25 protein-coding genes and 1 other RNA gene are annotated in these 26,709 nt (G+C 46.7%); 5 read left to right on the plus strand and 21 right to left on the minus strand.

The genetic code is table 11. The features are described from left to right. Positions 1–619 precede the first annotated feature (619 nt). The 9 genes from ACZM6M_RS12480 to ACZM6M_RS12520 all read right to left on the minus strand — a co-directional run bounded on the left by ACZM6M_RS12480 (position 620) and on the right by ACZM6M_RS12520 (position 9,818). Entirely contained in the window at positions 620–1,336 is a 717-nt protein-coding gene (locus ACZM6M_RS12480; RefSeq protein ID WP_337434545.1) for a CvpA family protein, read from the minus strand. Between the two features lie 22 nt (positions 1,337–1,358). Then, complete coding sequence (locus ACZM6M_RS12485; protein WP_340277314.1) at positions 1,359–2,189, minus strand: Cof-type HAD-IIB family hydrolase; 831 nt, start codon at positions 2,187–2,189, stop codon at positions 1,359–1,361. Next, positions 2,186–4,297 carry a hypothetical protein gene (locus tag ACZM6M_RS12490; protein WP_337933711.1) on the minus strand — a complete coding sequence of 704 codons (2,112 nt, stop codon included), beginning with the start codon at positions 4,295–4,297 and terminating at the stop codon, positions 2,186–2,188. The genes ACZM6M_RS12485 and ACZM6M_RS12490 overlap by 4 nt, the downstream gene beginning before the upstream one ends. 30 nt (positions 4,298–4,327) lie before the next feature. After that, entirely contained in the window at positions 4,328–4,924 is a 597-nt protein-coding gene (gene recR, locus ACZM6M_RS12495; RefSeq protein ID WP_066542971.1) for a recombination mediator RecR, read from the minus strand. Continuing rightward, positions 4,924–5,280 (minus strand): YbaB/EbfC family nucleoid-associated protein, encoded by a 357-nt coding sequence (locus ACZM6M_RS12500; RefSeq protein WP_337434542.1) that lies wholly within the window; start codon positions 5,278–5,280, stop codon positions 4,924–4,926. The genes recR and ACZM6M_RS12500 overlap by 1 nt, the downstream gene beginning before the upstream one ends. A 58-nt stretch (positions 5,281–5,338) precedes the next feature. Beyond that, positions 5,339–7,030: a DNA polymerase III subunit gamma/tau gene (dnaX, locus tag ACZM6M_RS12505; RefSeq protein ID WP_418926395.1), complete on the minus strand. Its 1,692-nt coding sequence runs from the start codon at positions 7,028–7,030 to the stop codon at positions 5,339–5,341. 12 nt (positions 7,031–7,042) lie between these two features. Next, positions 7,043–8,122: a 6-phosphofructokinase gene (locus tag ACZM6M_RS12510; RefSeq protein WP_066542978.1), complete on the minus strand. Its 1,080-nt coding sequence runs from the start codon at positions 8,120–8,122 to the stop codon at positions 7,043–7,045. 206 nt (positions 8,123–8,328) lie between these two features. After that, positions 8,329–8,590: signal recognition particle sRNA large type (ffs, locus tag ACZM6M_RS12515), an RNA gene on the minus strand. A 79-nt stretch (positions 8,591–8,669) separates the two neighbouring features. Then, the gene (locus ACZM6M_RS12520) at positions 8,670–9,818 is read right to left on the minus strand and encodes a glycerate kinase family protein (RefSeq protein WP_066542979.1); all 1,149 of its coding nucleotides are present in this window, start codon (positions 9,816–9,818) and stop codon (positions 8,670–8,672) included. 184 nt (positions 9,819–10,002) lie between these two features. Here ACZM6M_RS12520 and ACZM6M_RS12525 point away from each other — a divergent pair, with 184 nt between their 5' ends. Continuing rightward, positions 10,003–10,182: a DUF6472 family protein gene (locus ACZM6M_RS12525; RefSeq protein WP_337433493.1), complete on the plus strand. Its 180-nt coding sequence runs from the start codon at positions 10,003–10,005 to the stop codon at positions 10,180–10,182. A gap of 13 nt (positions 10,183–10,195) precedes the next feature. Continuing rightward, on the plus strand, positions 10,196–11,299 hold the full coding sequence (locus tag ACZM6M_RS12530) for a CdaR family transcriptional regulator (protein WP_337433492.1): 1,104 nt from the start codon (positions 10,196–10,198) through the stop codon (positions 11,297–11,299). An 8-nt stretch (positions 11,300–11,307) separates the two neighbouring features. On the opposite strand, the gene tadA is transcribed toward ACZM6M_RS12530, so the two are convergent. Then, positions 11,308–11,889: a tRNA adenosine(34) deaminase TadA gene (gene tadA / locus ACZM6M_RS12535; RefSeq protein WP_337433491.1), complete on the minus strand. Its 582-nt coding sequence runs from the start codon at positions 11,887–11,889 to the stop codon at positions 11,308–11,310. Between the two features lie 100 nt (positions 11,890–11,989). Here tadA and ACZM6M_RS12540 point away from each other — a divergent pair, with 100 nt between their 5' ends. Further along, positions 11,990–12,685: an anaerobic ribonucleoside-triphosphate reductase activating protein gene (locus ACZM6M_RS12540; RefSeq protein ID WP_337933690.1), complete on the plus strand. Its 696-nt coding sequence runs from the start codon at positions 11,990–11,992 to the stop codon at positions 12,683–12,685. Between the two features lie 15 nt (positions 12,686–12,700). Here the strand turns inward: ACZM6M_RS12540 and ACZM6M_RS12545 are convergent, their stop codons facing one another. Next, entirely contained in the window at positions 12,701–14,002 is a 1,302-nt protein-coding gene (locus tag ACZM6M_RS12545) for a DUF6128 domain-containing protein (RefSeq protein ID WP_081422789.1), read from the minus strand. A 192-nt stretch (positions 14,003–14,194) separates the two neighbouring features. Between ACZM6M_RS12545 and nagB the strand changes: the two genes are divergently transcribed. Further along, positions 14,195–14,920: a glucosamine-6-phosphate deaminase gene (nagB, locus tag ACZM6M_RS12550; RefSeq protein ID WP_066542987.1), complete on the plus strand. Its 726-nt coding sequence runs from the start codon at positions 14,195–14,197 to the stop codon at positions 14,918–14,920. Between the two features lie 91 nt (positions 14,921–15,011). Here nagB and ACZM6M_RS12555 read toward each other — a convergent pair whose 3' ends face one another. The 6 genes from ACZM6M_RS12555 to cysK all read right to left on the minus strand — a co-directional run bounded on the left by ACZM6M_RS12555 (position 15,012) and on the right by cysK (position 20,712). Then, complete coding sequence (locus tag ACZM6M_RS12555; RefSeq protein ID WP_340277281.1) at positions 15,012–15,563, minus strand: LptM family lipoprotein; 552 nt, start codon at positions 15,561–15,563, stop codon at positions 15,012–15,014. Between the two features lie 16 nt (positions 15,564–15,579). Further along, entirely contained in the window at positions 15,580–16,038 is a 459-nt protein-coding gene (locus ACZM6M_RS12560; RefSeq protein ID WP_417046101.1) for a MarR family winged helix-turn-helix transcriptional regulator, read from the minus strand. A gap of 86 nt (positions 16,039–16,124) precedes the next feature. Then, a complete protein-coding gene (gene murD / locus ACZM6M_RS12565) occupies positions 16,125–17,561 on the minus strand; it encodes a UDP-N-acetylmuramoyl-L-alanine--D-glutamate ligase (protein WP_489490457.1) in 1,437 nt (478 codons plus the stop codon). A gap of 18 nt (positions 17,562–17,579) precedes the next feature. Then, positions 17,580–19,010, minus strand: a complete 1,431-nt coding sequence (locus ACZM6M_RS12570; protein WP_417046099.1) for a MurL-like N-terminal domain-containing — start codon at positions 19,008–19,010, stop codon at positions 17,580–17,582. A 149-nt stretch (positions 19,011–19,159) separates the two neighbouring features. Then, entirely contained in the window at positions 19,160–19,687 is a 528-nt protein-coding gene (locus ACZM6M_RS12575) for a spore maturation protein (RefSeq protein WP_066542994.1), read from the minus strand. Positions 19,688–19,773: 86 nt separating this feature from the next. Further along, positions 19,774–20,712 (minus strand): cysteine synthase A, encoded by a 939-nt coding sequence (cysK, locus tag ACZM6M_RS12580; RefSeq protein ID WP_340277275.1) that lies wholly within the window; start codon positions 20,710–20,712, stop codon positions 19,774–19,776. Positions 20,713–20,948: 236 nt separating this feature from the next. On the opposite strand from cysK, the gene ACZM6M_RS12585 reads away from it, so the two are divergent. Continuing rightward, positions 20,949–22,295 (plus strand): sensor domain-containing diguanylate cyclase, encoded by a 1,347-nt coding sequence (locus ACZM6M_RS12585; protein WP_489490458.1) that lies wholly within the window; start codon positions 20,949–20,951, stop codon positions 22,293–22,295. Positions 22,296–22,380: 85 nt separating this feature from the next. Here the strand turns inward: ACZM6M_RS12585 and lsrF are convergent, their stop codons facing one another. The 4 genes from lsrF to ACZM6M_RS12605 form a co-directional block, all read right to left on the minus strand. Continuing rightward, positions 22,381–23,265: a 3-hydroxy-5-phosphonooxypentane-2,4-dione thiolase gene (gene lsrF / locus ACZM6M_RS12590; protein ID WP_337933679.1), complete on the minus strand. Its 885-nt coding sequence runs from the start codon at positions 23,263–23,265 to the stop codon at positions 22,381–22,383. A 111-nt stretch (positions 23,266–23,376) separates the two neighbouring features. Beyond that, entirely contained in the window at positions 23,377–24,564 is a 1,188-nt protein-coding gene (locus ACZM6M_RS12595; RefSeq protein ID WP_418494241.1) for a substrate-binding domain-containing protein, read from the minus strand. 102 nt (positions 24,565–24,666) lie between these two features. Next, complete coding sequence (locus tag ACZM6M_RS12600) at positions 24,667–25,683, minus strand: ABC transporter permease (protein ID WP_317439449.1); 1,017 nt, start codon at positions 25,681–25,683, stop codon at positions 24,667–24,669. Next, positions 25,680–26,708: an ABC transporter permease gene (locus tag ACZM6M_RS12605; protein WP_489490459.1), complete on the minus strand. Its 1,029-nt coding sequence runs from the start codon at positions 26,706–26,708 to the stop codon at positions 25,680–25,682. Before ACZM6M_RS12605 ends, ACZM6M_RS12600 begins: the two co-directional genes overlap by 4 nt. Position 26,709 lies beyond the last annotated feature (1 nt).

Consider the following 26,709-nt stretch of genomic DNA (forward strand, 5'->3'; position numbering starts at 1 on the left):
TCAAGATTACTTAGCTTGGCTAATGTTATCTTAAACCGTTTTACTTGGTTTTTGTTCTGAATTTTCTCAAATCCTAAGGTCTAAACCAAACCTTTTGAATTATTAGAATTTTCAGGGTTTTACATACTGTTTAATCTTCAATTTTCAAGGAACTTCTTTGTTGTCGCTCGCAAGCAACTCTGACATTCTATCATAAGTCGTTTTGCTTGTCAACAACTTTTTTATTTTATTTTTCGTTGTTGTTTTTTGTTCTCAACAGCAACTTTTATATCTTATCACAAGCAACTGTATCTGTCAACAACTTTTTTAACTTTTTTCAAAGTCATTTCCACTGTTTTCGCAGTGGAATTATAATATAGCATTTTACCGTTTAAATGTCAAGGGAATTTGTTCCATTTTTTTCAACAATTTTTAATGAAAGTTTACGCCCAAGCCCAAACCACAATATATGCGCATTTTACAAACATATTCCTATATATAGTGATTTAAAAAACAGAGCCGATCGCAGCATAAACTTGCTGTTTACGCTTGAATTATTTAAATTGAAGATATTATTATGTGAATATATTAAATATGCGCTTCCGTAAATATACGGCAGCGCACAAATATACAGCCTTTATTAAAAATTTCCTCTTATAAAACCGCTGAACAGAAAATCCAGGGGATTGTATTGATACAGAAACGAAAGCCAGCTGCTGGCGCGAATCTGCTGTTCAAGAATCAGTCCTATGGGTGCGGCTTCAAAAAATTTCAGCACTATGCCTGCAATCCATAAAATCAAAAGCCCCTGAGCCAATCCCAGAAAGGCTCCCGCCAGCTGATTTAAACCGCATATAATGGGAAGTCTCGCAATCAGATCCAGCCAGTAAATCAAAAAACGAATCAGGACATAACTTAAAATAAAAATAAGCACACTGCAGACAACATGGATTGCCATATCAGCCAGACATGCTGTAATATATTCTGCAAACTGCTCCACTCCCAAAATATTGTAAAACTCGCTGTTATTATTTTCTATCAGCATATCCTTTATAAACTGGGGCAATTTCAATCCTTCAATGACTGTTCTCTGAGAGGCCGGCGCCTGTATGTTGTCCTTCCCCGATTCATTCCAACCGGATATTGTCAAAATAATCTCGGCTGCCCGGCTGTGGATCTGAGGATTGCTCTCAATAAATTCTGTCACTGATGGCGTGACTATCTTCACAAGACAAATGGTAAGTACCAGTGCGCCCACTGAAACGCATTGTCTCAAAAATCCTCTATGATGGCCATATAAAACCATTCCTATCAAAAATACGGCTGCCGCAATGGGCAGCCAGTGTTCCATTATCATGCCTTACTTCTTTCGGTATTTATTATTTAAGTATCCAGGTTTGGATGGCAGCTGCCACTCCGTCCTGCTCATTTGTAAGTGTTACCTCATCTGCAGCAGCCTTAACATGGTCAGAAGCATTTCCCATAGCAACCCCAGTTCCAGCCGCTTTCAGCATGGAAATATCATTTTCACCATCTCCAAAAGCCATTGTTTCTTCCCTGGGGATACCAAGATGATCTGCCAGCCACAAGAGTGCATTTCCCTTGGTCGCCGCCTCTGCATTTATCTCCAGATTATTATACATGGAGGAGCTGATTGCAAGGCCTTCAACAGAAGACAGCTCTTCCCGCAAACTCTCTTTGTCTGAAAGATCTGCCAGAAAAACGTTTATCTTTTCAGCACAGTTTTTTGTTTCAACCATATACTGATAAATATCCGGCACTACATCTCTGGTAGCTCTCACCAATTTCTGAACAGCCGGACTGATTCCAAATTCTTCCATATGTTCAAAAAAACTGGATTGTGTAATACCGCGTCCCTGTACATATGGATCATACATCACATGGTATTGTCTGACTATGTCCAAAATCTGAAGTGCCTGTTCATTAGAAAGAACGCACTGGCTTAACCGCCTTCCGGTTTCCAGATCCACCACTGCACCGCCATTGGTCGTAATGGCATAACGAACTCCAGGGATCGCACAAAGCTCCTTTGGAACCCCATCTGCCGGGCGTCCAGTAGCTGGTACAACCTGTATGCCCCGACGGGCACATTCCGCCAGAGCCTGTATATTATTTTCCGACAGCTGTTTCTGATCATCTAAAAGTGTACCATCCAGATCAAGGGCAATCAAACGAATCTGTTTCTTCATATAAAATGCTCCTCTTTCAGAATAAGAAGTCCTGCTTTGTCATATTTGGAAGAGAAAAGCCCTGTCATTTTTTTGAATAATGACGGATTTTCTGCCTTATCTGCAGCCTCTTCGATCAGCGCTTCTGCAGCAGCCTTTGTCAGCTTTTCCCCATCCTCTTCCATAATTTCGATTCGTTCATAAAGAGCCAGCATGCTCTTGCCTGAAATACTGCAGTCAATACTGCCGGCATATTCACAGGCATATTTTGCAAACTCATCAATATCCATTTCCTGCTCAGGTTCTTCCAAAACAGGCTCTTTCTCAGTCTGTACCGGAGGTTCGGGAACCAGAGGAATTACCTGTCTGCGTTTCGCCGCAGCCGGCTTAGCTGCCTGTACAGCCTCTCTTGTTTCTCCAGCTTTTTCGGATGGTGCTGCCGGCCTCTTCTCTTCTTCCGTTTCAGAAGGGTGAAAAGCTGCCTGATACGCAGGACGGGACGGAAGAACATTTCCCTTCGTCTCTATCGCTTCCTGCTCAACCATCTTTTTCATGCGGACAGGTGCCGCAGATGCAGGAGCTTCATGAAGCCTCACCGCACGAACCGGACGGTTATCCGGCTCTGCTTCTTTCTCCTGCTCCTTCACAGAGGTCCCAATGCACTCAAACCTCTTAGCCAGTCCCGGATAGGTTTTGTGGAGCTCCTCCAAACGCTCTGCGGTATCGATCAGCACCACACTCATACCGGTTTCATCTCTTGCCATAAGCTGATTGAGCTCCTGAAGAATCGACTCATTCATATCTCCGGCCTGTTCGATAATCAGGTCTTTTCCCGTAAGCTTGTCTGACAGAGTAAAAATTCCTCTGTTATTTAAACGGGCTCCTGTAATCTTTGCAGCCTGATTTTTAGCGCCTGTTTCCTGATGAATCCGTTTTAATGTCTTTACCGCCAGCTCAAAACCCTTTTCCGGTTCATCTGCCTCAATCATCAGATGATTTGATCCGCTATACATCGGTCCTTTTTTCAAATGACGTATATCCGCCAGCACCTGTGTCTGGGCCGCCTGAGTTTCCTCGCTGTATCCATGCTCCTCTGCCAGCCGGGACATTTCCTTCGCAAGATCCTCCTGAGCTTCGGCCTCGTGAAGCTGTGCACGGAGAGTTTCGTCTTCTTTTGATGAGCCGGAAACAACTTCCGGCTCAGAAGACACCTCCGGCTCACTGTCCGCTTCTGATTCTTCTTCCTCACAGGACAGCTCCTGTTCCTCTTCAGGCTCCTGTACAGCATTGGAAAAGGCTTCTTCTTCCCCTGTTTCTTCGTCGTCAAACACCGTCTCTGGCTGCTCCTCTAAAACTTTCTCTTCCGGTTCAGGCTCTTTTGTATAGGCTGCTTCCTGCTGATACACATAAGCATCCTCTGCTTCCTGCTCTTCCTGTGCATCTTCCTCATCAATCGGAAGAACCATAGGCTTTTTCTTATTATATTCTGTTTCTACAGCCTTCAATCGGGCCTCATATTTATCCTTATTTTCCACCAGATCCATCTGATAGTCTGTAAGGGGAGCATACTGAACCTTTAAGTCAATCGCCTTGTCTACATATTTTCCTGTCCCAAACATAAGCATAATCTTGTCACAGGTCATCACACAAAGCTGCTCCATATGGGCCGCATTATAAAGCTCTGCCAGCTCATAAAGCCATTTCTCATCCAGTTCTACATTGCAGTACTGCTCCAGAGTATGGATCAGCTGCTCTACCGGCGCTCCCTTAGCTCCCAAAATCAAATAGCGCAGAACGTACTGTCTGGGGTCTTCCGGAGCCAGCTCACAAAATTCCCGGTAATAATCCTCTGCCTCATCCGGACTTCCTTCTTTAATTGCCAGCTCGGCCAGCTTGTACAGAAGGCGCTTTCCCATAGGGGCCCGTTCAAAAGCCAGAAGGAGAATATCCTTTGCTTCCTGATATTCTCCATTTTTTTCATAAACCCCAGAAACCATAGACAGGATATTGATATTGCGAACTCTTCTCCAGTCAATGGTATCCGCGATCTTCATCGCTGTCTCAAAATCTTCTGAGGCAATTTTCTTCTTAATCTGATCAATCCTTAAATTAAACTCATATTTATCCATCTTATGCATCTCCCTGCCGTAAGCGGCATTTTAAAGCTCGGTCCTTCCTTCCAGCGCCCGAAGCAGCGTTACCTCGTCGATGTATTCCAGATCTCCGCCTACGGGCACACCGCTGGCGATCCGTGTAACTCTGATCCCGGTCGGCTTGATCAGCTTGCTGATATACATTGCTGTCGTTTCGCCTTCCAGACTGGAATTGGTTGCAATAATAACTTCCTCCACATCCGACTGAAGGCGCTGCATTAACTCCTTCAGCTTAATATCATTAGGGCCAATCCCCAGCATGGGAGAAATCGCTCCATGGAGCACATGATAGACTCCGTTATATTTGCCGGTTTTCTCATAAGCCGCCAGGTCGCGGGTGTTTTCTACTACCATAATCGTACTGTGGTCGCGTTTTGTACTGCTGCAGATTGGACAAAGCTCCTTGTCTGTGAGCGTAAAGCACTCTTTGCAGTAGCGGACATTATTTCTGGCGCCGGTCATGGCTCCTGCCAGCTGTTCTACCTGCTCCTTAGGCATATTTATGATATGAAACGCAAGTCTTTGAGCAGATTTTGCGCCTACTCCGGGGAGCTTGGACAATTCTTCGATCAGTCTGCTGATCTGACTGCTGTAATAATCCATTAGAAAGGAAAGCCTCCGCCTAAAGCACCGCCCAGTCCTCCGGTCAGTCTGGACATGGCCTCTGCACTGTCGGCCTCCATCTGGCGGAAGGCCTCATTGGTAGCTGCCACGATCAGATCCTGAAGCATCTCAATATCATCCGGATCCACTACCTCTTCTGCCAGCTTAATAGAAACTACTTCCTTTTTGCCGGAAACCGTTACTGTTACCGCTCCGCCGCCTGCTGCTGCTGTATATTCCTTTTCCTCTAATGCCTTTGTTGTCTCTTCCATCTGGCGCTGCATACGCTGTGCCTGCTTCATAAGATTATTCATATTTCCCGGCATACCGCCCGGGAATCCGCCACGTTTTGCCATGGTGATGTTCCTCCTCTTTCTGTCTGGCCTTTACAGGCCTGTTTTATATGAAAATATATCAGTCTTCGTAAGTAATATCCATATGGATCTTTTCTTCCAGATCCTCTTTTGTAACGTAAATAGTATCCAGACGTTCACCCCGGCCTGCCAGTCTTGTTTTAAAATAAATGGATTTGCCGTAGGCAGCCTCTACTTTCCGCTCCAATTCTCCAATCACCGTAGGGCGCTTGCCCATATCATAGCTCATAGGGTCTAAAAATACAATGGTAAGACAGCCTTCCCCTCCGGGTTCTACTACGGTATCCCGCAGATAGGATCTGGCTCCGCCGCCGATGCTGCGGACAATTTTGGCCCATTCATTGCGTATGAGGTTTAAATCCTCCAGCTGCGCTTTGGGAAGGGAAATGGTTTCTGCCGCTGAACCCATTGAAATTCCGGCAGACGTCTGTCCCGAATCACCGGAAGGGGACTGCTGCAAACTGCCTGCAGGATCGGAGCCGGCTGACGGCTGCCCCGGAAGGCCACAAGTTCCAAAGGCAGCCATACTGCCTGCCGCTCCATAAGTCCCCTGGCCTGCGCTGATTCCTCTGGCCTCTATATCCTCTAACTGTTCCTCCAGCTGATGAATCCTCTGTAAAACAGAATCCAGATCCGGCTCCATAGCCGGGTGTGTCAGACGGATCAAAGCAACTTCCAGCAAAACACGTTTCTGGCTGGCATAGCGCAGCTGGCTGGACAAATCTGAAAATACCCGTATATAGCGCATAAGGGTATTTCCGTCTGTCCTAACAGCATCTGCCTTCAGCTGCTTTAGATTCTCTTCCGACAGATCCACTAACCCCTCCGGATCATCTGCACTCTGAACCAGAAGAAGATTTCGCAGATACCAGATGAAATCTGTAACAAACTGTCCCAGCTCCCGGCCCTGAATTACAATTTCTTCCAGTTCTGTGATACAGTCGCGGGTTCTCCCATCTGCAACCGCATTGAACATACGGCTGAATACGCTGGAATCCACTGCCCCCAGAACCTCAAGGGCATTTTCATAAGTCAGAAGTTTGCCGTAATGGAAGGCAACACACTGATCAAGCAGGCTTAAGCCGTCTCGCAAAGAGCCATCAGCAGCCTTTGCAATATACATTAGCGCCTTATCTTCTGCCTGGATCTGCTCTGCCTGAGTCAGCTCTCTTAACCGGTCTGCAATGGTTTCCAGAGAAATGCGCTTAAAATCATATCTCTGGCATCGGGATAAAATCGTAATAGGAATCTTATGAACCTCTGTAGTCGCCAGAATAAAAATCACATAAGCCGGCGGCTCCTCCAATGTTTTTAACAAAGCATTGAAAGCTCCAATGGAAAGCATGTGAACCTCATCAATGATGTAAACTCTGTATTTTCCCTCTGTCGGCGGATACTGTACCTGTTCCCTGATATCCCGGATATTTTCCACGCCATTGTTAGAAGCCGCATCAATCTCCACCACATTCATAGAGCTTCCCTCTAAAATGGCGCGGCAGGAAGCACACTGGTTGCATGGACTTCCATCGATCGGATGCTCACAGTTTACTGCTCTGGCATAGATTTTTGCAATACTGGTTTTTCCCGTACCTCTGGTTCCGCAGAACAGATAGGCATGACCGATCCGATCTGAAGTAATCTGATTTTTTAGTGTCTGTACTACCGGATCCTGGCCCTTAACATCCTCAAAGGACACCGGCCGCCATTTCCGGTATAAAGCCATATATGACATAGGGCCTGCTCCTTATTCGTCTCCGAAACTGATCCCGACCATTTTTGCCTCCTTTATCATGGAGCATCCAGGATCCACGGTCTTTAATTTACCCGCCACCTCAGAGAGAGGCACCTTGGTAATCTCATTATTTTTTAAAGCCACCATATAGCCATATTCCTCATCTGCAATCAGTCTGGCTGCAGCCGCACCCAGTCTGGTAGCAAGCACACGGTCGTAAGGACAAGGTTCTCCTCCTCGCTGCATATGTCCTGGAACAGTGACGCGGACCTCGCTTCCTGTCACCTCCTGGATTCTTGCTCCAATCTCATAGGCAACCGACGGATAAACCACTCCGTTCTTTTTCTTTTCCTTTAATTCCTTTTTCGTCATGCCGGCATCTTCTTTTGAAATAGCCCCCTCTGCCACTGCCAGAATAGAAAAACGCTTGCCTGCTTTGGAACGCTTTGTGATCGCATCGCAGACTACGTTGATATCATATGGGATTTCAGGAAGAAGGATAATGTCGGCTCCGCCAGAAATGCCTGCATAAAGGGTAAGCCAGCCTACCTTATGCCCCATAACCTCTACAATAAATACACGGCCATGGGAAGCGGCTGTGGTATGGATACAGTCAATGGCATTGGTCGCAATCTCCACTGCACTGTGAAATCCGAAGGTCATATCCGTTCCCCAGAGATCATTATCAATAGTTTTGGGCAGGGAAACCACGTTAAGGCCCTCCTCGCTGAGGAGATTGGCTGTTTTCTGGCTTCCGTTTCCGCCGAGAACGACCAGACAGCTGAGTTTCAGCTTTCTATAGGTATGCTTCATAGATTCTACCTTATCCAGACCATTCTCATCCGGCACACGCATCTGCTTAAAAGGCTGGCGGGAAGTTCCCAGGATCGTTCCGCCCTGAGTGAGAATACCGGAAAAATCGGATGGCTTCATAATATGGTAATCTGCATACATCAGCCCCTTATAACCGTCCTCAAAACCAATGATCTCTACATCATCCAGCATATTATATAAGGATTTTGCCACACCGCGCATAGTAGCGTTTAATGCCTGGCAGTCGCCACCGCTGGTTAAGATTCCTATTCTTCTCATATTGCGTTCCTCCATTTCAGAGTGTCAGACTCTGCATACCGGCCGTGTGGGCACTGATACGCAGGAATGGTTATATTATACCCATTTTGTAATTATAGCGCAAAGGGAATATTGGGGCAAGTGTAAAATAAAAACGAAAAAGGCCTGAGAATACACCGCCAGATCCGCGCTGCTTTTTCTCAGGTCTCATATATTCATTATAAAATCCACGCACCTTGCTTTGTGCAGGCATCACGGACGTTACTCATGCAGTTAGCTCGATCCAGGCTGCCTTACGGCACACGAGAGCTTCTGCTTAGTGCTGCTACATTCCTGTCCTGACACGGTTCACAGATTCCCGTTGCGTAAGACCCAAACGTCAACGCCACTTACATAAGGCAGCTCCGCAATGTTCTGCCCGAGGCAAGGTATCACCCCTGCTGGAGCGGATTGCAGGTTCAGGGCACCGCTATCTCCCCGGCTGCGTGGAAAGCTTATGACTGGGTTATAAATGAATTGCCTATTTAGTATAGCGTTGGGGGGCGGGTTTGTCAAGGAGATTTAAGCCTCATCCCACAAACCCGGCCGCCCGGATCACCCGAAACACCTGCTCCACCGTATCCGCCATATTGGATGCGGCCGTTTCCAGATCCATGGCCTCCTCTAAGGACACAACGGAGCGGAGAATGGGGAAAAAGGCATCAATTCCGGCACTGTTGCAGGCAGCTGCATCTCTGGTTACAGCACCCGCAAAAGCCAAAACCGGCTTTCCAAAGGTTTTGGCAAGACGGGCAACACCCTCCGGCGCTTTTCCCATAGCAGTCTGAGCGTCCATGCGTCCCTCTCCTGTAATTACAATATCCGCATCCTTAATATAATCTGCCAGCCGAGTTTCCTCTAATACCAGCTTAATCCCGGATTCCAGCACTGCATTTGTAAACGAAAGGAATGCAAATCCCAGACCACCTGCCGCTCCCGTTCCCGGCTGATTGGGATCTGCTTTCGGGAAGGACTGACGGGCCAGAAGGGCATACCGCTCCAGCCACCGATCCATCTGGCGGATCATCTCCGGATCAGCCCCCTTCTGAGGGCCGTAAACTGCACTGCAGCCAAGATCACCGCAAAGCTTATTGGTTACATCGCAGGCAATATAGAACTGGCAGTCTGCAAGTTCCGGAAGCACATTTTCTCCGGAAACGGTTTTTAAAAGCTCCAGTCCCCGCGCGCCATAGGGTACCTGTTTTCCTTCTTCATCCAGAAAATCATAACCCAGCGCCTGAAGCATTCCCACACCGCCGTCATTGGTTGCACTTCCGCCGATTCCCATGATAAAACGCCGGCAGCCTTTGTCCATGGCATCCCGTATCATCTCACCAACTCCATAGGTTGTAGTATAAAGAGGATTTCTCTTTTCCGGAGGCACTAATGTAATGCCCGCAGCCTGGGACATCTCCATAATAGCCGTCTGTGTGCTTTCAATCATGCCATAACGTGCTGTAACGGGTTCTCCCAAAGGGCCGGTTACGGAAATTTCGTGAATCACCCCATTCATTCCTGCTGCCAGGGCATCTACAGTCCCCTCTCCTCCATCCGCAAGAGGACGCACCTCTACCTGAGCGTCAGGATAAACACGATGAATTCCTGTCCGGATCGCATTTCCCGCCTCCATAGATGAAAGACTTCCTTTAAATGAATCAATTGCAATTGTTACCTTCATATGAACTTCCTCCTTTACGGACCTGAATTTTCTGTTTTAATCTCTGTTTTCTCTTCTATTGTAGCTGTAAAACAGGGAAATAGATATGTTATATATACTGATTTTATGTTATAATTTGCTTTATAATATATTATCAGTAACAATATGGCAGAAATTACAGAAACATTCAAAGAAAGGAACGGCCATGGCACAAACAAACTGCGAATCCTGCATGAATTATGAATACGACGAAGATTACGACTGCTATATCTGTACAAAGGATTTGGATGAGGATGAAATGGTCCGGTTTATCCGGGGAGAATTCAAAGACTGTCCTTTCTATCGATTTGGAGACGAGTACCAGATTGTAAAAAAGCAGATCTGACAGGAGGATATGGATGATCACAAAAGTAAGCCGCCGTCTGGCACAGCAGATTGTGGATACGGTAAAGGATGTATGCGGCAGAGATATCAACTTCATCGCCCCTTCAGGCACTATTTTCGCCAGTACAGACAAACAGCGGATCGGAGAATTTCATGAGATCGGGCAGCGAGCCGCCAAAATAAAAACTACAATCGAGGTACAGAATGACGGCAGCTTTCAGGGAACGCAAAAAGGCATAAATATTCCCGTTTTTCATCAGGGAATCCTTCTTGCAGTCATCGGGATCAGCGGACCGCCGGAGGAGGTACGCAAATTCGGCTATCTTGCCCTGCGGATTACAGATCTCTTAATCCGTGAGCAGGAACTGGCTGCCGCTACCCGTTCCAGACAGGAGAAAATTCAGTATCTGGTTCATTCTCTGATCCACTGCGAAGAAACAGATCCCAGTTTTTTAGAAAACTGTCTGGAAGAATTTCAGCTTTCAGCTGACAGCCGCTTTCTGGTGTGCTGCATCCGGCTGAACGAACGGTATCATCCGGCTAATATCTCCATGTTTGAACGGGATTTAAGACAGCTTCTTCAGTCCGTTGGAATTGCATTCAGCTGTTTTGAATACCCCAGAGAATATATTGCTCTTATTCCTGAAGATGAGCAGCAAAAATGCAAAAAACGATTAATGCATTTTGCTTCCATTCAAAAAGACATTCTTTCAGCAGGTCTGGGAACTGCCTGTAATCTGCCGCATCTATACCACTCCTACCGGGAAGCATTGACCTCTCTGGGAGCAGCACAATTTTCAGAAATTCCCTTCTGCTGTTTTGAAGAGCTGGATATAGAAATCCTGTTAAACAGCATAAATCCGGACTGTCAGAAAGATTACCTGCAAAAGACTGTTTCCGGACTGAACGAGGATGATTTTCGTCTCCTCCAGGTGTATTATGATGAGAATATGTCACTGACAAATACCGGATCACGGCTGTTTCTCCACAAAAACACGCTTCAGTATAAGCTGAAACGCATTGCGAAAATAACCGGATACGATCCCCGGATCTTCCGGGACGCAGTTTCCCTGTATCTGGGTCTGAAAATATGGCAGAAAAACAGTGCCTCCCGGTAAACAAATCCTTATCCGCGCCTCAGTTCTTTAAAAAAATCCGTCATCAGACAGGAACATTCTTCCCCAAGAATACCTGTTTCTACTTTTACCTGATGATTAAATCCCGGCTCTTTAAGAATATTTAATACCGAACCGGCACAGCCCGCCTTCGCATTCATGGATCCAATGACAACACGGGGAATCCTGGCCTGTACAATGGCTCCGGCGCACATGGGACAGGGCTCCAGCGTGACATACAGCGTACAATCCTCCAGCCGCCAGTCTCCCTCTTTTTTGCAGGCTCTTTTTATGGCTGTAATTTCTGCATGGGAAAGAACCGTTTTATCTGCATTCCGACGGTTGTAGCCTCTGGAAATGATACGGCCCTCTTTTACAATCACGCAGCCGATTGGGACGTCTCCAATCGCAGCCGCTTTTTTTGCCTGACGAACCGCTTCCTTCATAAAGGCTTCATCTGCCCGGCGGGCTGCTCTTGCAGCCTCCTCTGCCGCAAGGGCAGCCAGACGTTTTTTCTCATTCCTCTGCTCCCAGCGGCGTCTGCGGGTTTCAAGTCCCTTTGCATTTGCCAAAGCAATTTCCTGTTCTGTCATACGATCAATCTCCTTATATGCGTTGAGGTCAAACGACTTGTGACCCTAATATCCTATTATAAATAAAATCATAAATTTTGCAAAGGAAGGATCAATCAATATGAAATTATGCGGGCTTCAGAAAACAACGCTTCTGGACTTTCCGGGAAAGGTAGCTGCCACGATCTTTACCGGCGGATGCAGCTTTGCCTGCCCTTTCTGCCACAACAGCGAGCTGCTTGGACGCGATACTGAGGCACTTTGCTCTCAGGAAGAAGTAATGACATTTTTAGGGAAACGAAAGAACATATTGGAGGGTGTCTGCATCACCGGAGGAGAACCAACTCTGCAGCCAGATCTGGAGGATTTTATACGGTTTGTCCGCAGTCTTGGGCTGGCAGTAAAGCTGGATACAAACGGATACCAGCCGAATGTGCTCATTAATCTTTGCAAAAAAGGGCTTTTAGACTATGTAGCTATGGATATCAAAGCAGGAAAAAGCCATTATGCGCATGTAAGCGGGCGCACCGGGCTGAATCTGGAACGAATCGACCAAAGTATCCGTTTTCTTTTAAATGGTTCTGTCCCCTTTGAATTTCGTACGACCGTTGTAAAAGGCCTCCATGATAAAAGTGATTTTGAGGAAATCGGGCCATGGATCCAGGGGTGCGGACAATACTTTCTGCAGTCTTATCAGGAGTCCGGCCAGGTACTGTCCCCCGATTCCTGCAAAAGCTTTTCCCGGGAAGAAATGGAGGAATTTGCCCGGATTGTATCCCCCTATGCCGGAATCGTCAGGCTCCGTGGAATCGACTGATCCATGCATGGCCTGTCAGTCCGTATTTTCCATACTGACATCTGCATACCAGTAACCGAACCGGCCGTTTTGAACCGGCTGTTTTTTGGCAAGAACAAAATGCGGAAACCCGAACATGGAAGCCATATATTTTTCGCTGCTGTAATAATGGCCCGGAACCCCCAGAATATAGCGTACCCGTTTGCGCGCCTCATCGCCTACACGGGCAAATACCAGATACCGGTAATTATAATAGCCATGAAGCAGAAAGCTGTTGTTTCCATACGTCCAGTTTTCCCTCGGTAAAAGGCCGATATCCTGAGGACGGATGGTGAGAATCTCGATGGTACCCGGACTGTCAAAAGCCTGTATCTTGGGATAGCGCTTTCGGAAGGCTTCCCACAAAAGCTCCGGACTGCCGGCGCTTTCTTCCTGCTCCAGACGCGCCAGCTTTTCGGGATTTTCTAAAGGAAATTCCTCCTCCTGAGGCAAAGAAACGCGAGCCGGATGGGAGGCTAATGGCTCTGATGGCTCCTGCGCTGCCTCCTCTCTGGCCTGTTCTTTTTCTTCCACAGGCTTCTCATGTCCGGCCGGCAGTATTCCCAATATATTTCCTACTTTATTTAGGTTCTGCAAAAGCATTTGGGTACCGCTTCCCATTCTCTGATTATCTTCCGGATGATCCTGACCGCCTGCTTCCACATCTTCTTCGCTATGCGGGGCCTCTGATCCTTCCTTTTCATCTTTTAAAGCCATCTCTGCCTTTTCAATCTGTATTTCATCTTCCTCCGGCTCTTTCGTCTCCTCCCTGGCCGCTTCCCGTTCCTTTTCTTCTAAAACTAATTTCGCTCTCTCCGCCTCCAGACGTTCCTCCTCTGCCTGAATTTCCTGATTCAGTTCCGTCAGCTTTCTATGGATCTGCTCGCTCTCATCCCCTACATTCTGAGACGTTACCTCTGCCAGATCTACCTCTGCGGCCTGAGTAACTGCATCCTCCCAAATCGTCTTATACACCCGCCAGTCTTCTTCCTTTTCATGGACGGAAAGGCCATAGCAGATTTCCATAGCACAGCCAGATCCTCCAATATTTTCCATCGGAATCACAGCTCTGAACTCGCCCGCTCCATTGTGAATAAAAATATTACCCAGAAAAATCTCTTTATCAGGCGCCAGCAGATACACCCCCAGATCGCTTCCTCCTGAATAAACCTTTTTTACATTTACATTCAACCTGCACTGGCCGCTTCTGGTTTCCAGCTTGGCAAATCCTATATTTTTCCCCTTTGCGCTTCCTTCATATGCATAAATATAAGAAATCAATCTTCTATAATTCACCATTTTCCTACTCCTTGCACCATTTCCAAATCGCTCCACCCCAGACCTGTCTGCCTGTCCCCAGATGGCAGCCCGGTTTCCGCTGTTACCATTATTTATATGTTTTTCCCCTTGAAAGTATGTCCAGAAAATGCTATTCTATATGGAGAAAATTGCAAAAATAATTTTCATTTTACGGAAAGGGTGGATATTATTATGAGAATCTGCAAAGCAAAAAATTATGATGAAATGAGCCGCCAAGCTGCCAATGTCATTTCCGCACAGGTAATCATGAAGCCTAATTGCGTGCTGGGACTGGCTACCGGTTCTTCACCGATCGGTACCTACAAGCAGCTGATCGAATGGTACAACAAGGGCGATCTGGATTTCTCCAATGTAAAAACAGTAAACCTGGACGAGTACAAGGGACTTACAAAGGATAACGATCAGAGTTACTATTATTTTATGTATAATAATCTCTTTAAGCATATCAATATTGACTTAAATAACACAAATATTCCTGATGGAACAGAGCCGGACAGCGCCATTGAGTGTGCCCGCTACAACCGTGTGATCGATGATATCGGCGGCATTGATCTGCAGCTTTTAGGAATCGGACACAACGGCCACATCGGTTTCAATGAGCCTGATTCTGAATTTGCAAAAATGACTCACTGCGTTGATTTAACAGAGAGCACCATTGAGGCAAACAAGCGCTTCTTCGCTTCTATCGATGATGTTCCCAGACAGGCTTATACCATGGGTATCAAGACCATCATGCAGGCAAAGACAATCCTTCTGATTGCCAGCGGTGCAGATAAGGCTCGCATCCTCCGCGAAGCTCTCTGTGGCCCTGTAACCCCTCAGGTTCCCGCTTCTATCTTACAGCTTCACAATAATGTAATCGTAGTGGCTGACGAAGCGGCTATGGCTGAGTTTTAATCATTAAAAAGCACTAAAAAACTGACAGAAAACGGTTCATCTAAAGCCGCTTCCTGTCAGTTTTATTTTATCTGTTTTATTTGAAGCTTATTTACTCCACATCCTCAAACGCCGTCACATATTCAAGCGCGGACGCGCCTTCCATATCCTGTCCATTGATCTGGACTGTAAGTGTGGAAAGCTCAAAATTCTCTATAAATGTATTTCCAATTTCTACCAAAAATTGAGTTTCTGTAACACCTTCGTTATTTTTCGCCTGATTTAAGTTCAGAACGCCTTTTGCATTTTCCTCTTCGCCGGTTTTATCAAAGGAAATAACCTCTGTTCCCTCAGTGAAAACGCCGTATCCGATCATCCTGTCTACCAGTGCCTGAGCATTGAGGTCGTCGTCGTCAAGAGAATCCATCTCCTGAACCAGGCTGTCTCCGTCGCCTTTGTGGTAAATAGAAATAACAGCTACAGGTTCTACATTTGGATCGGGAACCTTGTCTGAAGCCCCGCCAGTAGTCGGAACGACTGCCGGTTCCGGATTTTCTGCAGATACTGTGGTTGTCTCCTCCTTCTGCTTCTCAGTAGTAGGCGTGCAGGCTGCCAGAGAAACTGCCATAACTGCCGCCATCATACCCAATAACCATTTTTTCATTTAAAAACTGCCTCCTTTAATTCTTCTCAAAGCTACGGAACCAGGAGGTCAGCTTTGTCAGCGCTTTTACAAGAGCGTTCATCTCTTCCTCTGTGAGAACGTCCATCACTCCCTGTATCATCTGTTCATGAAAATACTTATGGTGCTCGTATGCCTTGATTCCTTTTTCAGAAAGTGAAATATGAACCACCCGCCTGTCTTCTGTGCTGCGGCTCCGCACCACATAGCCTTTTTTTACAAGGCTGTTCATAGAGATGGTCAGTGTTCCTACAGTCACTGACAGCTCCTTTGCGATGGATGACATATTTTTCTTCGTTCCAACGCCGATCGCATGGATGACATGCATATCATTACTGGTCAGATCCTTGTTCTCATAGCTGGTAATGGCCTTCTCTTCGATATCATTGATATCCCGGAACAGATTTACCAATACATCGTTCAGTGTATCGTAAGTCTCCACGTCTCTTCCTTTCACTTTCCTCAGTATCCTTCTCAGATACGCTCTACTGATTGTACAGTATTTTCCTGTGTCATACAAGTCCTAAAATGCTTATAAAATTCTTAAAAAACTGTGTCCTGCTGCTCATTTTCAAGCACCAGACGTTTAAATTCCTCGCCGCGCTCTTCAAAATTCCGGAATATGCCGTAGCTGGCAGCTGCAGGCGACATAACACAGCTGCGGCCAGGCCTTGTAACCTTCTTGGCAAGACAAACTGCGTCCTTCAGATGCTCTGCCAACAGCAGTCTGGACGGATTTTCAAAATCAGGATAATCTGCCGCGATTTCCTCAAAAATCCTCTTTCCTGTGGCCTCCATCAATATAATATGGGGCACCTGCGACTGTGACAGATATTCGATCAGCTCTCGGTAATCAATTCCTCTGTCCATGCCGCCGATTAAGATGGCATCCGTGTCCTTCAGAGTTTTTAACGCCTGAATTGCTGTCTCACAGATTGTAGAAATGGAATCATCATAATATTTAACGCCCTGTATTTCTCCCAGAAATTGTAAGCGATGAGGAAGGGGCTCATACTCCTTAAGGCCTTCTGTAAACGTTTCCTCTGCCATTCCCAGCAGGCTGCACACTGCATAAGTCATACCAATATCAAAATAATTATGCTGGCCCAAAAGGCGGATCTGACCGGTCGGGATCTTATAACGACGGCCCTCATAGCAGATGGATGTAACTCCATCCTTCTCCTCCACATACAAAACAGGGGCTTCTTCCCGTTTTTTTCTGTCTGCCAGATTCCCCTCTGTTTTCCAGAAACGCTCAAGCGGCGGCTCAGGGAAGGAGGACTTTGCAGTAATCAGTCTGGAAACACACTCCCCCGGCTCAGGCAGACACTGAACGCTGCAGATCAGCACATCCTCCGGGGTCTGATTTAAGAAAATGTGCTCCTTGGCCCGTACATATTTTTCCATCGTACCATAGTGATCCAGATGCTCCTCATGGATATTTGATAAAATGGCAATATGGGGTGAAACGGTCATGTATTCCAGCTGATGGCAGGAAAGCTCACACACAATCTTTGTTTCCGGTACGATCTCTTCCATAAGATCGAACACGGGAATTCCGATATTTCCTGCCAGAACCGTATCGTATCCTGCATGTTTGAGCAAATGATACAGCAGCGTGGTAATCGTACTCTTTCCCTTGGTGCCCGTGATACCGATAATCTGATCGCGGAAGCACCTGAAAAACACCTCTGTCTGGGAAAGGATCTGACAGCTGTAATCCTGCACCGGCTTTTCCAGTACCACTCCGGGACTTTTGAAAACCACATCATAATCATTCAGACAGCTCTGGTAATCCGGCCCGCTGATCCATTTTCCAATCCCTTCCGGCAGCTCCCCGGGCGCCGACTGATCCGCGATATCCACGGACTGAAAGGTTCCCAGACGCCGCAGCACCTCCCATGTGGATTTCCCCTCTCTTCCAAAGCCCAGCAAAAGTATCTTTTTCCCCCGTACCCAGGGATCAATTTTCTCTATCACAGTCCGTCTCCTCGTCTCCTATGCTTCCTTTGTACACCTTTCCCTGACAAATTTTTCCCAGGGTTCAGGCACCAGATTGCTGCTGTCAAAATAAGCAGAAAACTTATTTTTCTCTGTCTGATACCGCTCATACAGGCCTGTTTCTTTATAATGTTCAAATAAAAGCGGAAGCTTCTTCCCCTCTTTTTCCATCCGCTCAATCGTTAATACAATGGCAGAATTGATCTCATCCCGGCTTCCCACACACTCAAAGGGCTTTTCCTCCTGAATACCCGTAAGCTGATCCAAAAGAGGCTTCATCTCCTCATCCTGCAGCATATTTCTTCCGAAAATCTTCTCCACCTCTTCCTCCGAAAGGAACGGGGACAGGATCAGATATACAAAGAGGCACTTGGGGCAGTGTCCGCACCAGCTGTCTGTTTTGCTGCCTGCATTGCAGCTCCTGAAAATGGCATGGTACTGCTTCTGCTGTGCAAAAAAGCGGGCAATCTGAAACTCGCTTAAGGGGCGCAGCATACTGAAATAGTACGCGCTTCCTGGAAGATATTCTGCCTCGTAGCGGTGAAAATCCTCCTCGAATTTAAAACTCTTGGAATACTGATGATTGACCGTACTTCCCTTTACGGTGCTCTCATTTGCACTGGATTCATTTGACAGTGCCACATAGGAAAGTCCGGCCATTCTGGCTGCCATAATGCCTGAAAAAGCTACCAGCGCAGAAAACGGAGTATGGCCGTTTAAATAGCCCTGACGGTTTAATTCCAGCATATTCTGATCCAGCGTACGCTTTACATAAATCACATGATCCTCATCCAGTCCGGCTGCCTCTGTGGTATGGATTGTGGCTCCTCTGGAATTGATAATATAAGCATATACAGGAACGCCTGCGCCCTTTAAAAGTTCCAGGGTCACTGCGGAATCCTTGCCTCCTCCGACAGGAACCAGCACTCCCTTTTCCGAACCGCTGACGGAGGAAAGACGCCCCTGTTTAAAAATAAATTCCGGATCATCACAGACAACATCGGATGCGTCTTCCGTTTCAGATGGCCTGCAGTGGATTTCCATAAAATCCTGAGCATTGGCCTCAGAAATATCATTCACATAGAAAAACTCTCCCAGTCCATTAAAATACAGATCCTTCCACCAGAGAATCTGACGGTCATTTAACACACCTGCTTCCACAATCACCTCCGGTGAGCAGGTAATCTTCCAGTAGCTTACCAGCTCGACCATACCCAGAGAAAAAATCATTTTCCGGAACAGACCGTCCTTCTTCCAGATTTTCCCATCATTTACCGTCTTGGGAAACGTCCAGGTGGGCGCAAAGGAGGATAATCCCTCTATCTCAAAATCATATGTAATCTTATATGTAAATTCTGTTTCTTCTGTCTTATATCCGTGATAATAAAAACGCGGAAATTCCTTCCGAAATTTCTGATATCGTTCCATAAAAACCTCTTTCTGCTGTATGCCTCTGACAAACAGAAGCGTTTTCCGGAATCAAACCCGCCTGTCCCAAGCGGAAATCCGGGGTATACACGGTCAATTATAGTGTGCAAACGGTTATTTTGCAATGAATATTTCCCTGCAAATAACCTCTAAACCATCATGGCTGACAAAACGGCGCTGGCTGCCAGACCGACAGCGGACGCCAGAAGCCCCCCGGCAAGCGTGTACCGGGTCTTCCGAATTCCCACAGACCCGAAATAGATACTCATGCAGTAAAGAACCGTTTCCGTACTTCCCATGAGAATAGAAGCCATCAATCCCACTCTGGACTCCGTGCCGTATTCCTTAAAAAGATCCAAAACCAGGCCTGTTGCCGCAGAATTTGACACCAGACGTACCAGCGCTGTGGGGATAACGGCATGAGGCAGTCCCAGAAAGGAAGCCGGCGCCTTTAACAGTTCTCCAAACGCATCCAAAAGGCCGGAGGAACGCAATATACCTACCGATACCATCAGGCCGATCAGTGTAGGGAAGATCCCCCCTACTGTTTTCACCCCATCCTTTACTCCCCGGATAAAATCATCCAGTACAGGACGTCCGGATAAAATACCAAAGCCTACGATATAGAAGATCATAAGAGGCACCATAGCATCTGAGAGAAAAAGCAGAAAAGACATAAAAACCGCCCCACAGGACTTTTATACAGCTTATTCCTGTAAGGCGGTGATTATGTTATATGACGGCTGTCTCCCAATGCCTGGTATTATTCACCTGCCTGAAAAAGCGGCGTAGAATAATACCGGTCTCCGCTGTCCGGCAGCAGTACAACAATGGTTTTTCCTTCATTTTCAGGCCGCTTGGCAGCCTGTAAGGCTGCATACAGCGCTGCGCCGGAAGAAATACCCGTCTGGATTCCCTCTGTTTTAGCCAGCATACGGGCTGTTTCAAAGGGAATTTCATTATCCACGGCAATGATCTCATCATATACCTCTGTATCCAGCACCTCCGGCACAAATCCCGCTCCGATCCCCTGAATCTTATGCGCTCCGGCAGCACCGCCTGACAGCACTGGTGAAGCAGCCGGTTCCACTGCTATTACCTGAATGTGCGGATTCTTTTCCTTTAAATATCCTCCGGTTCCTGTAATCGTGCCCCCAGTTCCTACAGAGGCCACAAAAATATCCACCTGTCCCTCTGTGTCTCTCCAGATCTCAGGCCCCGTAGACTCTCTGTGGGCTTTGGGATTTACAGGGTTTACAAACTGGCCTGCAATCATACTTTGGGGAATTTCCTTTGCCAGCTCCTCTGCCTTTTCAATGGCTCCGCTCATTCCCTTGGCGCCTGGCGTAAGAACAAGCTTTGCCCCGTATGCCTTTAATATATTTCTGCGTTCCTCACTCATGGTATCGGGCATGGTTAGGATCACCTGATATCCCTTCGAGGCCGCAATCGCTGCCAGACCAATCCCTGTATTTCCTGAGGTAGGTTCAATGATAACAGAACCTTCTTTTAATAATCCCTTTGCCTCTGCATCCTCTATCATGGCCTTTGCAACACGATCCTTTACACTTCCTGCTGGATTTAAATACTCCAGCTTCAGAAGGAGCCTTGCTTTTAATCCTTCCTTCTTTTCCAGATTTACGGCCTCCATCAAAGGCGTATTTCCCACCAACTCCGTGATTCCGTTTAATATACCTGCCATAAACCTCATCCTTTCCTTTTCGGCGTTCCATCGTTTGGTGCCAGTCTGATTTGGTTGGATTATAGAACCCACCATTCCTTTTGTCAAGGCATACGTGAACCGATCCGTTTGAAGCGGAATATTTATTCTCCAATGTTTTTAACAAAAATCAAAAAAAGATGCCATTTTACCGAAAAATCCGATATAATATAGAAAGATTCTTCCATGTACAAAAAATCATAATGGAGGGGAGTTGTATGATGGCAGATATATGGGATTTTTTTGAAAATATGGATGAACTTGTTTATGTAGCCGATATGGATACCTACGATATGGTATATATGAACCGGCGGGCAATGGCACAATACGCACTTACATCACCTGAACAGTATCAGAACCGCAAATGCTACGAACTGCTCCAGAGCTGTTCTTCTCCCTGTGCCATGTGTACCAACAGCAAGCTCTGCCCCGGAGAATTTTTTGAATGGTCCCGGTATAATCCCATTGTAAAAAGAGCTTATATCCTGAAAGATACCATGGTAATCCGGGACGGCAGAAGATTACGGATTGAAATTACGATCGATATGAACGTCCACCAGCGGGAAAAGCTGACAATTGAGGATCAAACCGATACAGAAGCGCTGATCAACGAGGGGCTTCGCTTTGCGTTAGCCGCAGAAACACCGATCTGTTCTATTGATATCCTGCTTCAATATATGGGACAGAGCTTCAGCGGAGAACGGGCCTACATCTTTGAGCGGAACAGCCAGAATTCCTTTGACAATACCTTTGAATGGTGTTCTGACCAGGTGCTGCCTCAGAAAAATATCCTCATAAATATTCCTGAACAGGACTTAAACAGTTGGGTACAGGCCTTTAATCGAAATGAAAATGTCCTGATTACAGATATTGAAGCAATCCGTACAGCGGATCCAGATGTTTATTCTCTGCTAAAGCCGCAAAACATACACTCTCTGGTTGTCAGTCCCATAATGGATGGACGCCGGCTGATTGGTTTTTATGGAATTGACAATCCACCGCTGGAGCTGATGAGCCATATTTCCTTTACACTGCAGCTCTTCGGCCATTTTATTTCTTCTATTCTAAAGCGGCGGGATCTGGTGGAGCGGCTTGAAAACCTGAGCTTTTATGATCAGCTCACCGGCGCCAAAAACCGTCATGCCATGAACGAGTTTTTAAGCGTCCTCCCAATCAAGACAAGCCTGGGTATTCTGTACGCCGATGTAATGGGCCTAAAACAGATCAATGACACCCAGGGGCATCAGGCCGGCGATCAGACGCTGATCCGATGCTGCCGCTGTCTGATGGAGCATTTTCCTAAAAATACCGTCTTTCGCGTTGGAGGCGATGAATTTCTGATCCTGTGTGAGAACTGGTCTCAGATGGAATTTGAACACGCAGTAAACTGCCTGAAAAATGATATGATAGAGGGCGTGTCCTTTATGGCTGTCGGCTCCGTGTGGCTTCCATGCTGTGATGAAAATGTAGAAAAATACATTTCAGATGCGGACAGCCGGATGTATGAAAATAAAAGAGCCTACTACCAGTCCAAGGGTCACGACCGCAGAAAGCGCATAGAGTAAGGCATAAAAAATGAGCCGCTGCCGGAAAAATAATCTCCGCAGCGGCTTTTTTATAATATAACAGTAAACACGTCAGGCTGCGCGCTTAGTGGATCGCATCCTGGTAGAACTCATATGCCTCTTTATCGGTAAAGCCTTCATGAACGATCTTACGAATCGCTGCACTCATCTCTACTGGATGATTGGACTGGAAGATATTTCTTCCCATGTCAAGACCTTTTGCTCCGCCCTGAATGGATCTGTAAGCCAGTGTCAGAGCTTCATCCTCAGGAAGCTTCTTTCCTCCTGCAACCACGATCGGAACAGGGCAGGCAGCTACAACTTCTTCAAAGTTATCGCAGTAATAGGATTTTACAATATTGGCGCCCAGTTCAGCCACCATACGGGTAGCCAGCTTAAAGAAACGATCTGTACGCTCCATCTGCTTGCCTACTGCAACAACGCCCATCACAGGGATTGAATACTGCTGGCCCAGATTTACCGCTTTGGAAAGGTTGTCCAGACTGGACAGCTGTCCGTCTGCGCCTACGAAGGTCTGGATTGCCAGACAGTCTGCGTTCATTCTGCAGGCCTCTGCAGCATCTACAGCCAGTACCTCATGAGAAAGGTCATCATTCAGCATAGAGGAACCGGAGGTAGCTCTGAGTGCAACACCCTTTCCGCCGATCAGCGCCGGATCTACGCAGCTTCTGAGCGCCCCTCTGGTACCCATCAGCACATCAATGTTAGGAATGAGCTTTGGAATGATAAGATCCAGTCTCTCCAGGCCTGCTGTGGAACCCATAAAATAGCCATGGTCAAATGCGAACATTACCGTATTGCCGCTCTTCGCATCAAAAATATTGGACATATGTTTTTTCATGCCCCAGTCCAGCGCATTTGCACCTTTTACATAAAATCCTTCCTGGTTGGCAAATGGAGCGTCCAGATGATAATTTTTTGCAACTTTTACACCTTCAAGATCTGCCATAATATTACTCTCCTGTCTTTGTTCATCTTTTTGGGGTTCAATCCAGATTCCATTGAATCTGCAATGCCAGACCGGACTGTGACATCCGGCCTGACTGGCGGTTCGTATTCTTTAGAAATCGTAATTAGCTACGTTATCTTTGTTGAAAATCAGTCTCTCTGGCATCAGCACAACACCATTGTTTTCTGGTGCAGTTTCTGCGCCTTCTACCAGACAGTCATTCGGCATTACCTCAACCTCACCAATCTCAGGGATGTTGATCTTATCGCCGACTTTTACAGTATTTCCAGCTGCCAGATAAGCGGTCAGGTAGCAGCCCATAGCGCCCTGTACGCCGCAGTCCCACAGACCCCACTGCTCGATCACGTCTGCTTCACAGTAATCCTTGATAGACATTGGGGATGCAAAACCGGTGATCGTTACATCATTCTTGGTCAGACCCTTGTTCTGTGCTGCCTTACACTGTCCCGGAAGAGCGGTAGAGTCATTACAGATGATCAGGTCGATATCGCTGTGTGCCTCAAGAATGGATGCTCCGATGGAAACAGCCTTCTCTGCATCCTGCTCAGAATAGTAGTTATCCGGAGCAACATTCTCCCAGTTCGGGAAGTTCTCTTTAATATAAGCCTCTCCGGCTACCTGCCAGGAGTTCTGATCAGCTACAGTTGCCTGAGAATAGTGCCAGCAGTATTTAATTGTATCCTTCTCAGGATCTTTGCCTCTCTTTGTCAGGGAATCTGCACCCATATCTACCAACATCTGGCCCAGAATTTCAGGAGTACCCTGAGATACCATCAGGCTGCGGGCAGTATCAGAAACATCAGAATCCCAGGTTCCTACGGTTACACCGCTGGAAATCGCATCTGTAAGAGCAGAATCCAAACCGGTAGCATCTACAGAAGAAATACAGATTCCATCCACGCCAGATGCAATGGCATTATTGATTACCTGAACCTGATCTGCAACAGATGCATTAGAGGATCCCTGATAATCTACAGTAAAGCCCCACTTCTCAGCATACTTCTGCGCACCGTTGTTAGCGGATTCAAAGAATGCGTTTCCGGTCAGTTTCGGAACGAATGCAACGTTCAGTCCTTCAACGGATTTTACATCACCGGATGATTCAGCAGACTCTTCTGCTTTTGCTTCCGTTTCTTCTTTGGCTTCAGTCTCTGCCTTTGCCTCAGTTTCTGTCTTCGCCTCAGTCTCTGCCGGTGCTTCTGCCGGCTTGGAGCCGCATGCGCTTAAGGAAGCTACCATGGAAGCTGCAAGTGCCATTGCTATCAGTTTCTTCTTCATAAATAAAATCCTCCTTTTTGTTATGCATCTGCTGCATATGATCTTTGTTTGTAACGTTTTAGAACCGCCGTCTTTATTTTAATGGAGCATTCCATTAAGATACTATTTTTTGTCCTTCTGGTGAAGGGCAGCTACTACCTTTGGATTGGTCAAAAGAGACCGGCCGATTACAACTACCAGAAGAAGCAGACCAACCGGAATATCCAGATACTGCTGCGGAACCTTAAAGCAAAGGGGAAGTCCAAACTTTAATACGCCGATTACCACAGCTGCCAAAGCTGTTCCTACTACAGAGCCTTTGCCGCCGGTAGAAAGCGTGCCGCCCAGAACTACGGCTGTAATGATTGGAAGAGTAAATGTCACACCGATATCTGATTTAGCCGTTCCAATATAGGAAGTCAGGATGATTCCCGCGATCGCTGCGCTGATGCCGGACAGAATATATGTAGTCATGGTGATCAGCCGGGTATTGATACCAGAAAACTCTGCCGCATCTTTATTCACACCGATCAGGAAAACCATACGCCCGTACTTGGTCTTATTCAGAAGTACATAGGCGATCACTGCCAGCACCAGGAAGATAATAACCTGACACGGAATGACTCCGAACAGTTTAAATTTGGAAATCTGCAGAAAGCTGTCCGGAAATCCGCTGATTCCCTTATAACTCTCAGTCGCAGATAAATTCGATACCAGAAGCGCCACACCTGTAAACAGGAAGCTGCCTCCTAACGTCACTACCATTGGCTGTACGCCGCAATACGCTACAAAATAACCAGAAAGAGCGCCGCATACACCTGCAACAACAACAGCCAAAGCTACAGCCGCCCAGATGTTCATGCCCCCATCCTGCCATGCCACACCCAGAACAATAGAGGATAAACCTACAATGGAGCCTGCCTGGATATCAATTCCGCCTGTGATCATAACAAAGGTCACGAACAGGGAAATGATACAGATAGAAATAATGTCATTTAAACTGCCAAACAGTACTCTTGGCATTAAAAACTTGGGATTCTTTGTCGCAAATATCACAATTTCAGCAAACAAAATCAGCAGCAGAACAAATTCCCAGCTCGTAAAAAACTTTTTTGCCTTTTCAGGAAAAGTGGTTTTCATACTTTCTGATCTCCTTTCTGCCCTGCGTTACTTTTTGCCTTATTGGTTCTGGCCTTTAAAATCTCATGACGGTTCTTAACAATCCCATGGTTCTGAGCCACTGTCGTTACCACCACGATCACGATCAGCATAATACCGGTAATGGTATTGTCATAATCAGATGAAAAGCCCAAAAATACAAGGATACGGCTGATCGAGGACATGATGATCGCACCGATTGCTGCTCCGAAAAGGCTTCCCTGGCCTCCCGTCAATGCAACACCGCCCAATACACAGGCTGCAATCGCCTTCATTTCATAGTTGTTTCCTGCGGTTGGTGTGATAAAACCGATACGGGAAGCATATACCATACCCGCTACAGCTGCCATAATGCCGCAAATCACATATGCCAGGATCTTAGTCTGAATCGTAGGGATACCTACCAGCATAGCACCGGAGATATTGTCACCCACAGCAGTGAAGTATCTTCCTTTTCTTGTCTTTGTCACAATGTAATTGGCAATCAATACCAGCACAATTGTCACTGCATAAAACAGGGTAAGCTCTCCTGCGATCTTAATATTGGAAGCTTTGGTAAAGGATGCCGGCAGGTTCTCTACCCACGCACCGCCGGTATATACATAGATCAATCCTCGTACCACACCATTGACACCCAGTGTAAAAATCAGGGAAGGAATATTTAATATGGAAACACCAAAGCCATTTACCAGTCCGATCACTGCTCCGACAAAAACGGCTGCCAGTACGGCTGTTACCACACTTCCTCCATCCCGCAGGATCGTCGCGCCGACAGCGGCACTCATTCCCAGAGTCGCACCAATGGATACGTCAATCTCTCCTGTCAGGATCACAAAAGCAATTCCTACCGCCAGAAGCGTAAATACGACCGAATCATTTAAACAGTTCAGCAGACTGGCAGGCTGCCAGAAATCCTTATTCACCAGGCCTACCAGCAGGATCAGCAGCACCAGGAAAAGCAAGCTTCCTGCTTCGCGGGCCTTCATCATTTTCTTTACTCTATTCATG

This window comes from Enterocloster sp., assembly GCF_057861365.1.

Excerpts from the sequence above, each read along its gene's own strand:
- ACZM6M_RS12595 (WP_418494241.1), bottom strand. The coding sequence starts at position 24,564 with ATGAAGAAGAAACTGATAGCAATGGCACTTGCAGCTTCCATGGTAGCT.
- ACZM6M_RS12525 (WP_337433493.1), top strand. The coding sequence starts at position 10,003 with ATGGCACAAACAAACTGCGAATCCTGCATGAATTATGAATACGACGAA.
- ACZM6M_RS12545 (WP_081422789.1), bottom strand. The coding sequence starts at position 14,002 with ATGGTGAATTATAGAAGATTGATTTCTTATATTTATGCATATGAAGGA.
- ACZM6M_RS12540 (WP_337933690.1), top strand. The coding sequence starts at position 11,990 with ATGAAATTATGCGGGCTTCAGAAAACAACGCTTCTGGACTTTCCGGGA.
- nagB (WP_066542987.1), top strand. The coding sequence starts at position 14,195 with ATGAGAATCTGCAAAGCAAAAAATTATGATGAAATGAGCCGCCAAGCT.
- lsrF (WP_337933679.1), bottom strand. The coding sequence starts at position 23,265 with ATGGCAGATCTTGAAGGTGTAAAAGTTGCAAAAAATTATCATCTGGAC.
- ACZM6M_RS12500 (WP_337434542.1), bottom strand. The coding sequence starts at position 5,280 with ATGGCAAAACGTGGCGGATTCCCGGGCGGTATGCCGGGAAATATGAAT.
- ACZM6M_RS12530 (WP_337433492.1), top strand. The coding sequence starts at position 10,196 with ATGATCACAAAAGTAAGCCGCCGTCTGGCACAGCAGATTGTGGATACG.
- dnaX (WP_418926395.1), bottom strand. The coding sequence starts at position 7,030 with ATGTCATATATGGCTTTATACCGGAAATGGCGGCCGGTGTCCTTTGAG.
- ACZM6M_RS12570 (WP_417046099.1), bottom strand. The coding sequence starts at position 19,010 with ATGGAACGATATCAGAAATTTCGGAAGGAATTTCCGCGTTTTTATTAT.
- ACZM6M_RS12585 (WP_489490458.1), top strand. The coding sequence starts at position 20,949 with ATGATGGCAGATATATGGGATTTTTTTGAAAATATGGATGAACTTGTT.
- ACZM6M_RS12510 (WP_066542978.1), bottom strand. The coding sequence starts at position 8,122 with ATGAGAAGAATAGGAATCTTAACCAGCGGTGGCGACTGCCAGGCATTA.
- cysK (WP_340277275.1), bottom strand. The coding sequence starts at position 20,712 with ATGGCAGGTATATTAAACGGAATCACGGAGTTGGTGGGAAATACGCCT.
- ACZM6M_RS12575 (WP_066542994.1), bottom strand. The coding sequence starts at position 19,687 with ATGTCTTTTCTGCTTTTTCTCTCAGATGCTATGGTGCCTCTTATGATC.
- ACZM6M_RS12485 (WP_340277314.1), bottom strand. The coding sequence starts at position 2,189 with ATGAAGAAACAGATTCGTTTGATTGCCCTTGATCTGGATGGTACACTT.
- ACZM6M_RS12605 (WP_489490459.1), bottom strand. The coding sequence starts at position 26,708 with ATGAATAGAGTAAAGAAAATGATGAAGGCCCGCGAAGCAGGAAGCTTG.
- ACZM6M_RS12520 (WP_066542979.1), bottom strand. The coding sequence starts at position 9,818 with ATGAAGGTAACAATTGCAATTGATTCATTTAAAGGAAGTCTTTCATCT.
- tadA (WP_337433491.1), bottom strand. The coding sequence starts at position 11,889 with ATGACAGAACAGGAAATTGCTTTGGCAAATGCAAAGGGACTTGAAACC.
- ACZM6M_RS12490 (WP_337933711.1), bottom strand. The coding sequence starts at position 4,297 with ATGGATAAATATGAGTTTAATTTAAGGATTGATCAGATTAAGAAGAAA.
- recR (WP_066542971.1), bottom strand. The coding sequence starts at position 4,924 with ATGGATTATTACAGCAGTCAGATCAGCAGACTGATCGAAGAATTGTCC.
- ACZM6M_RS12480 (WP_337434545.1), bottom strand. The coding sequence starts at position 1,336 with ATGATAATGGAACACTGGCTGCCCATTGCGGCAGCCGTATTTTTGATA.
- ACZM6M_RS12600 (WP_317439449.1), bottom strand. The coding sequence starts at position 25,683 with ATGAAAACCACTTTTCCTGAAAAGGCAAAAAAGTTTTTTACGAGCTGG.
- ACZM6M_RS12555 (WP_340277281.1), bottom strand. The coding sequence starts at position 15,563 with ATGAAAAAATGGTTATTGGGTATGATGGCGGCAGTTATGGCAGTTTCT.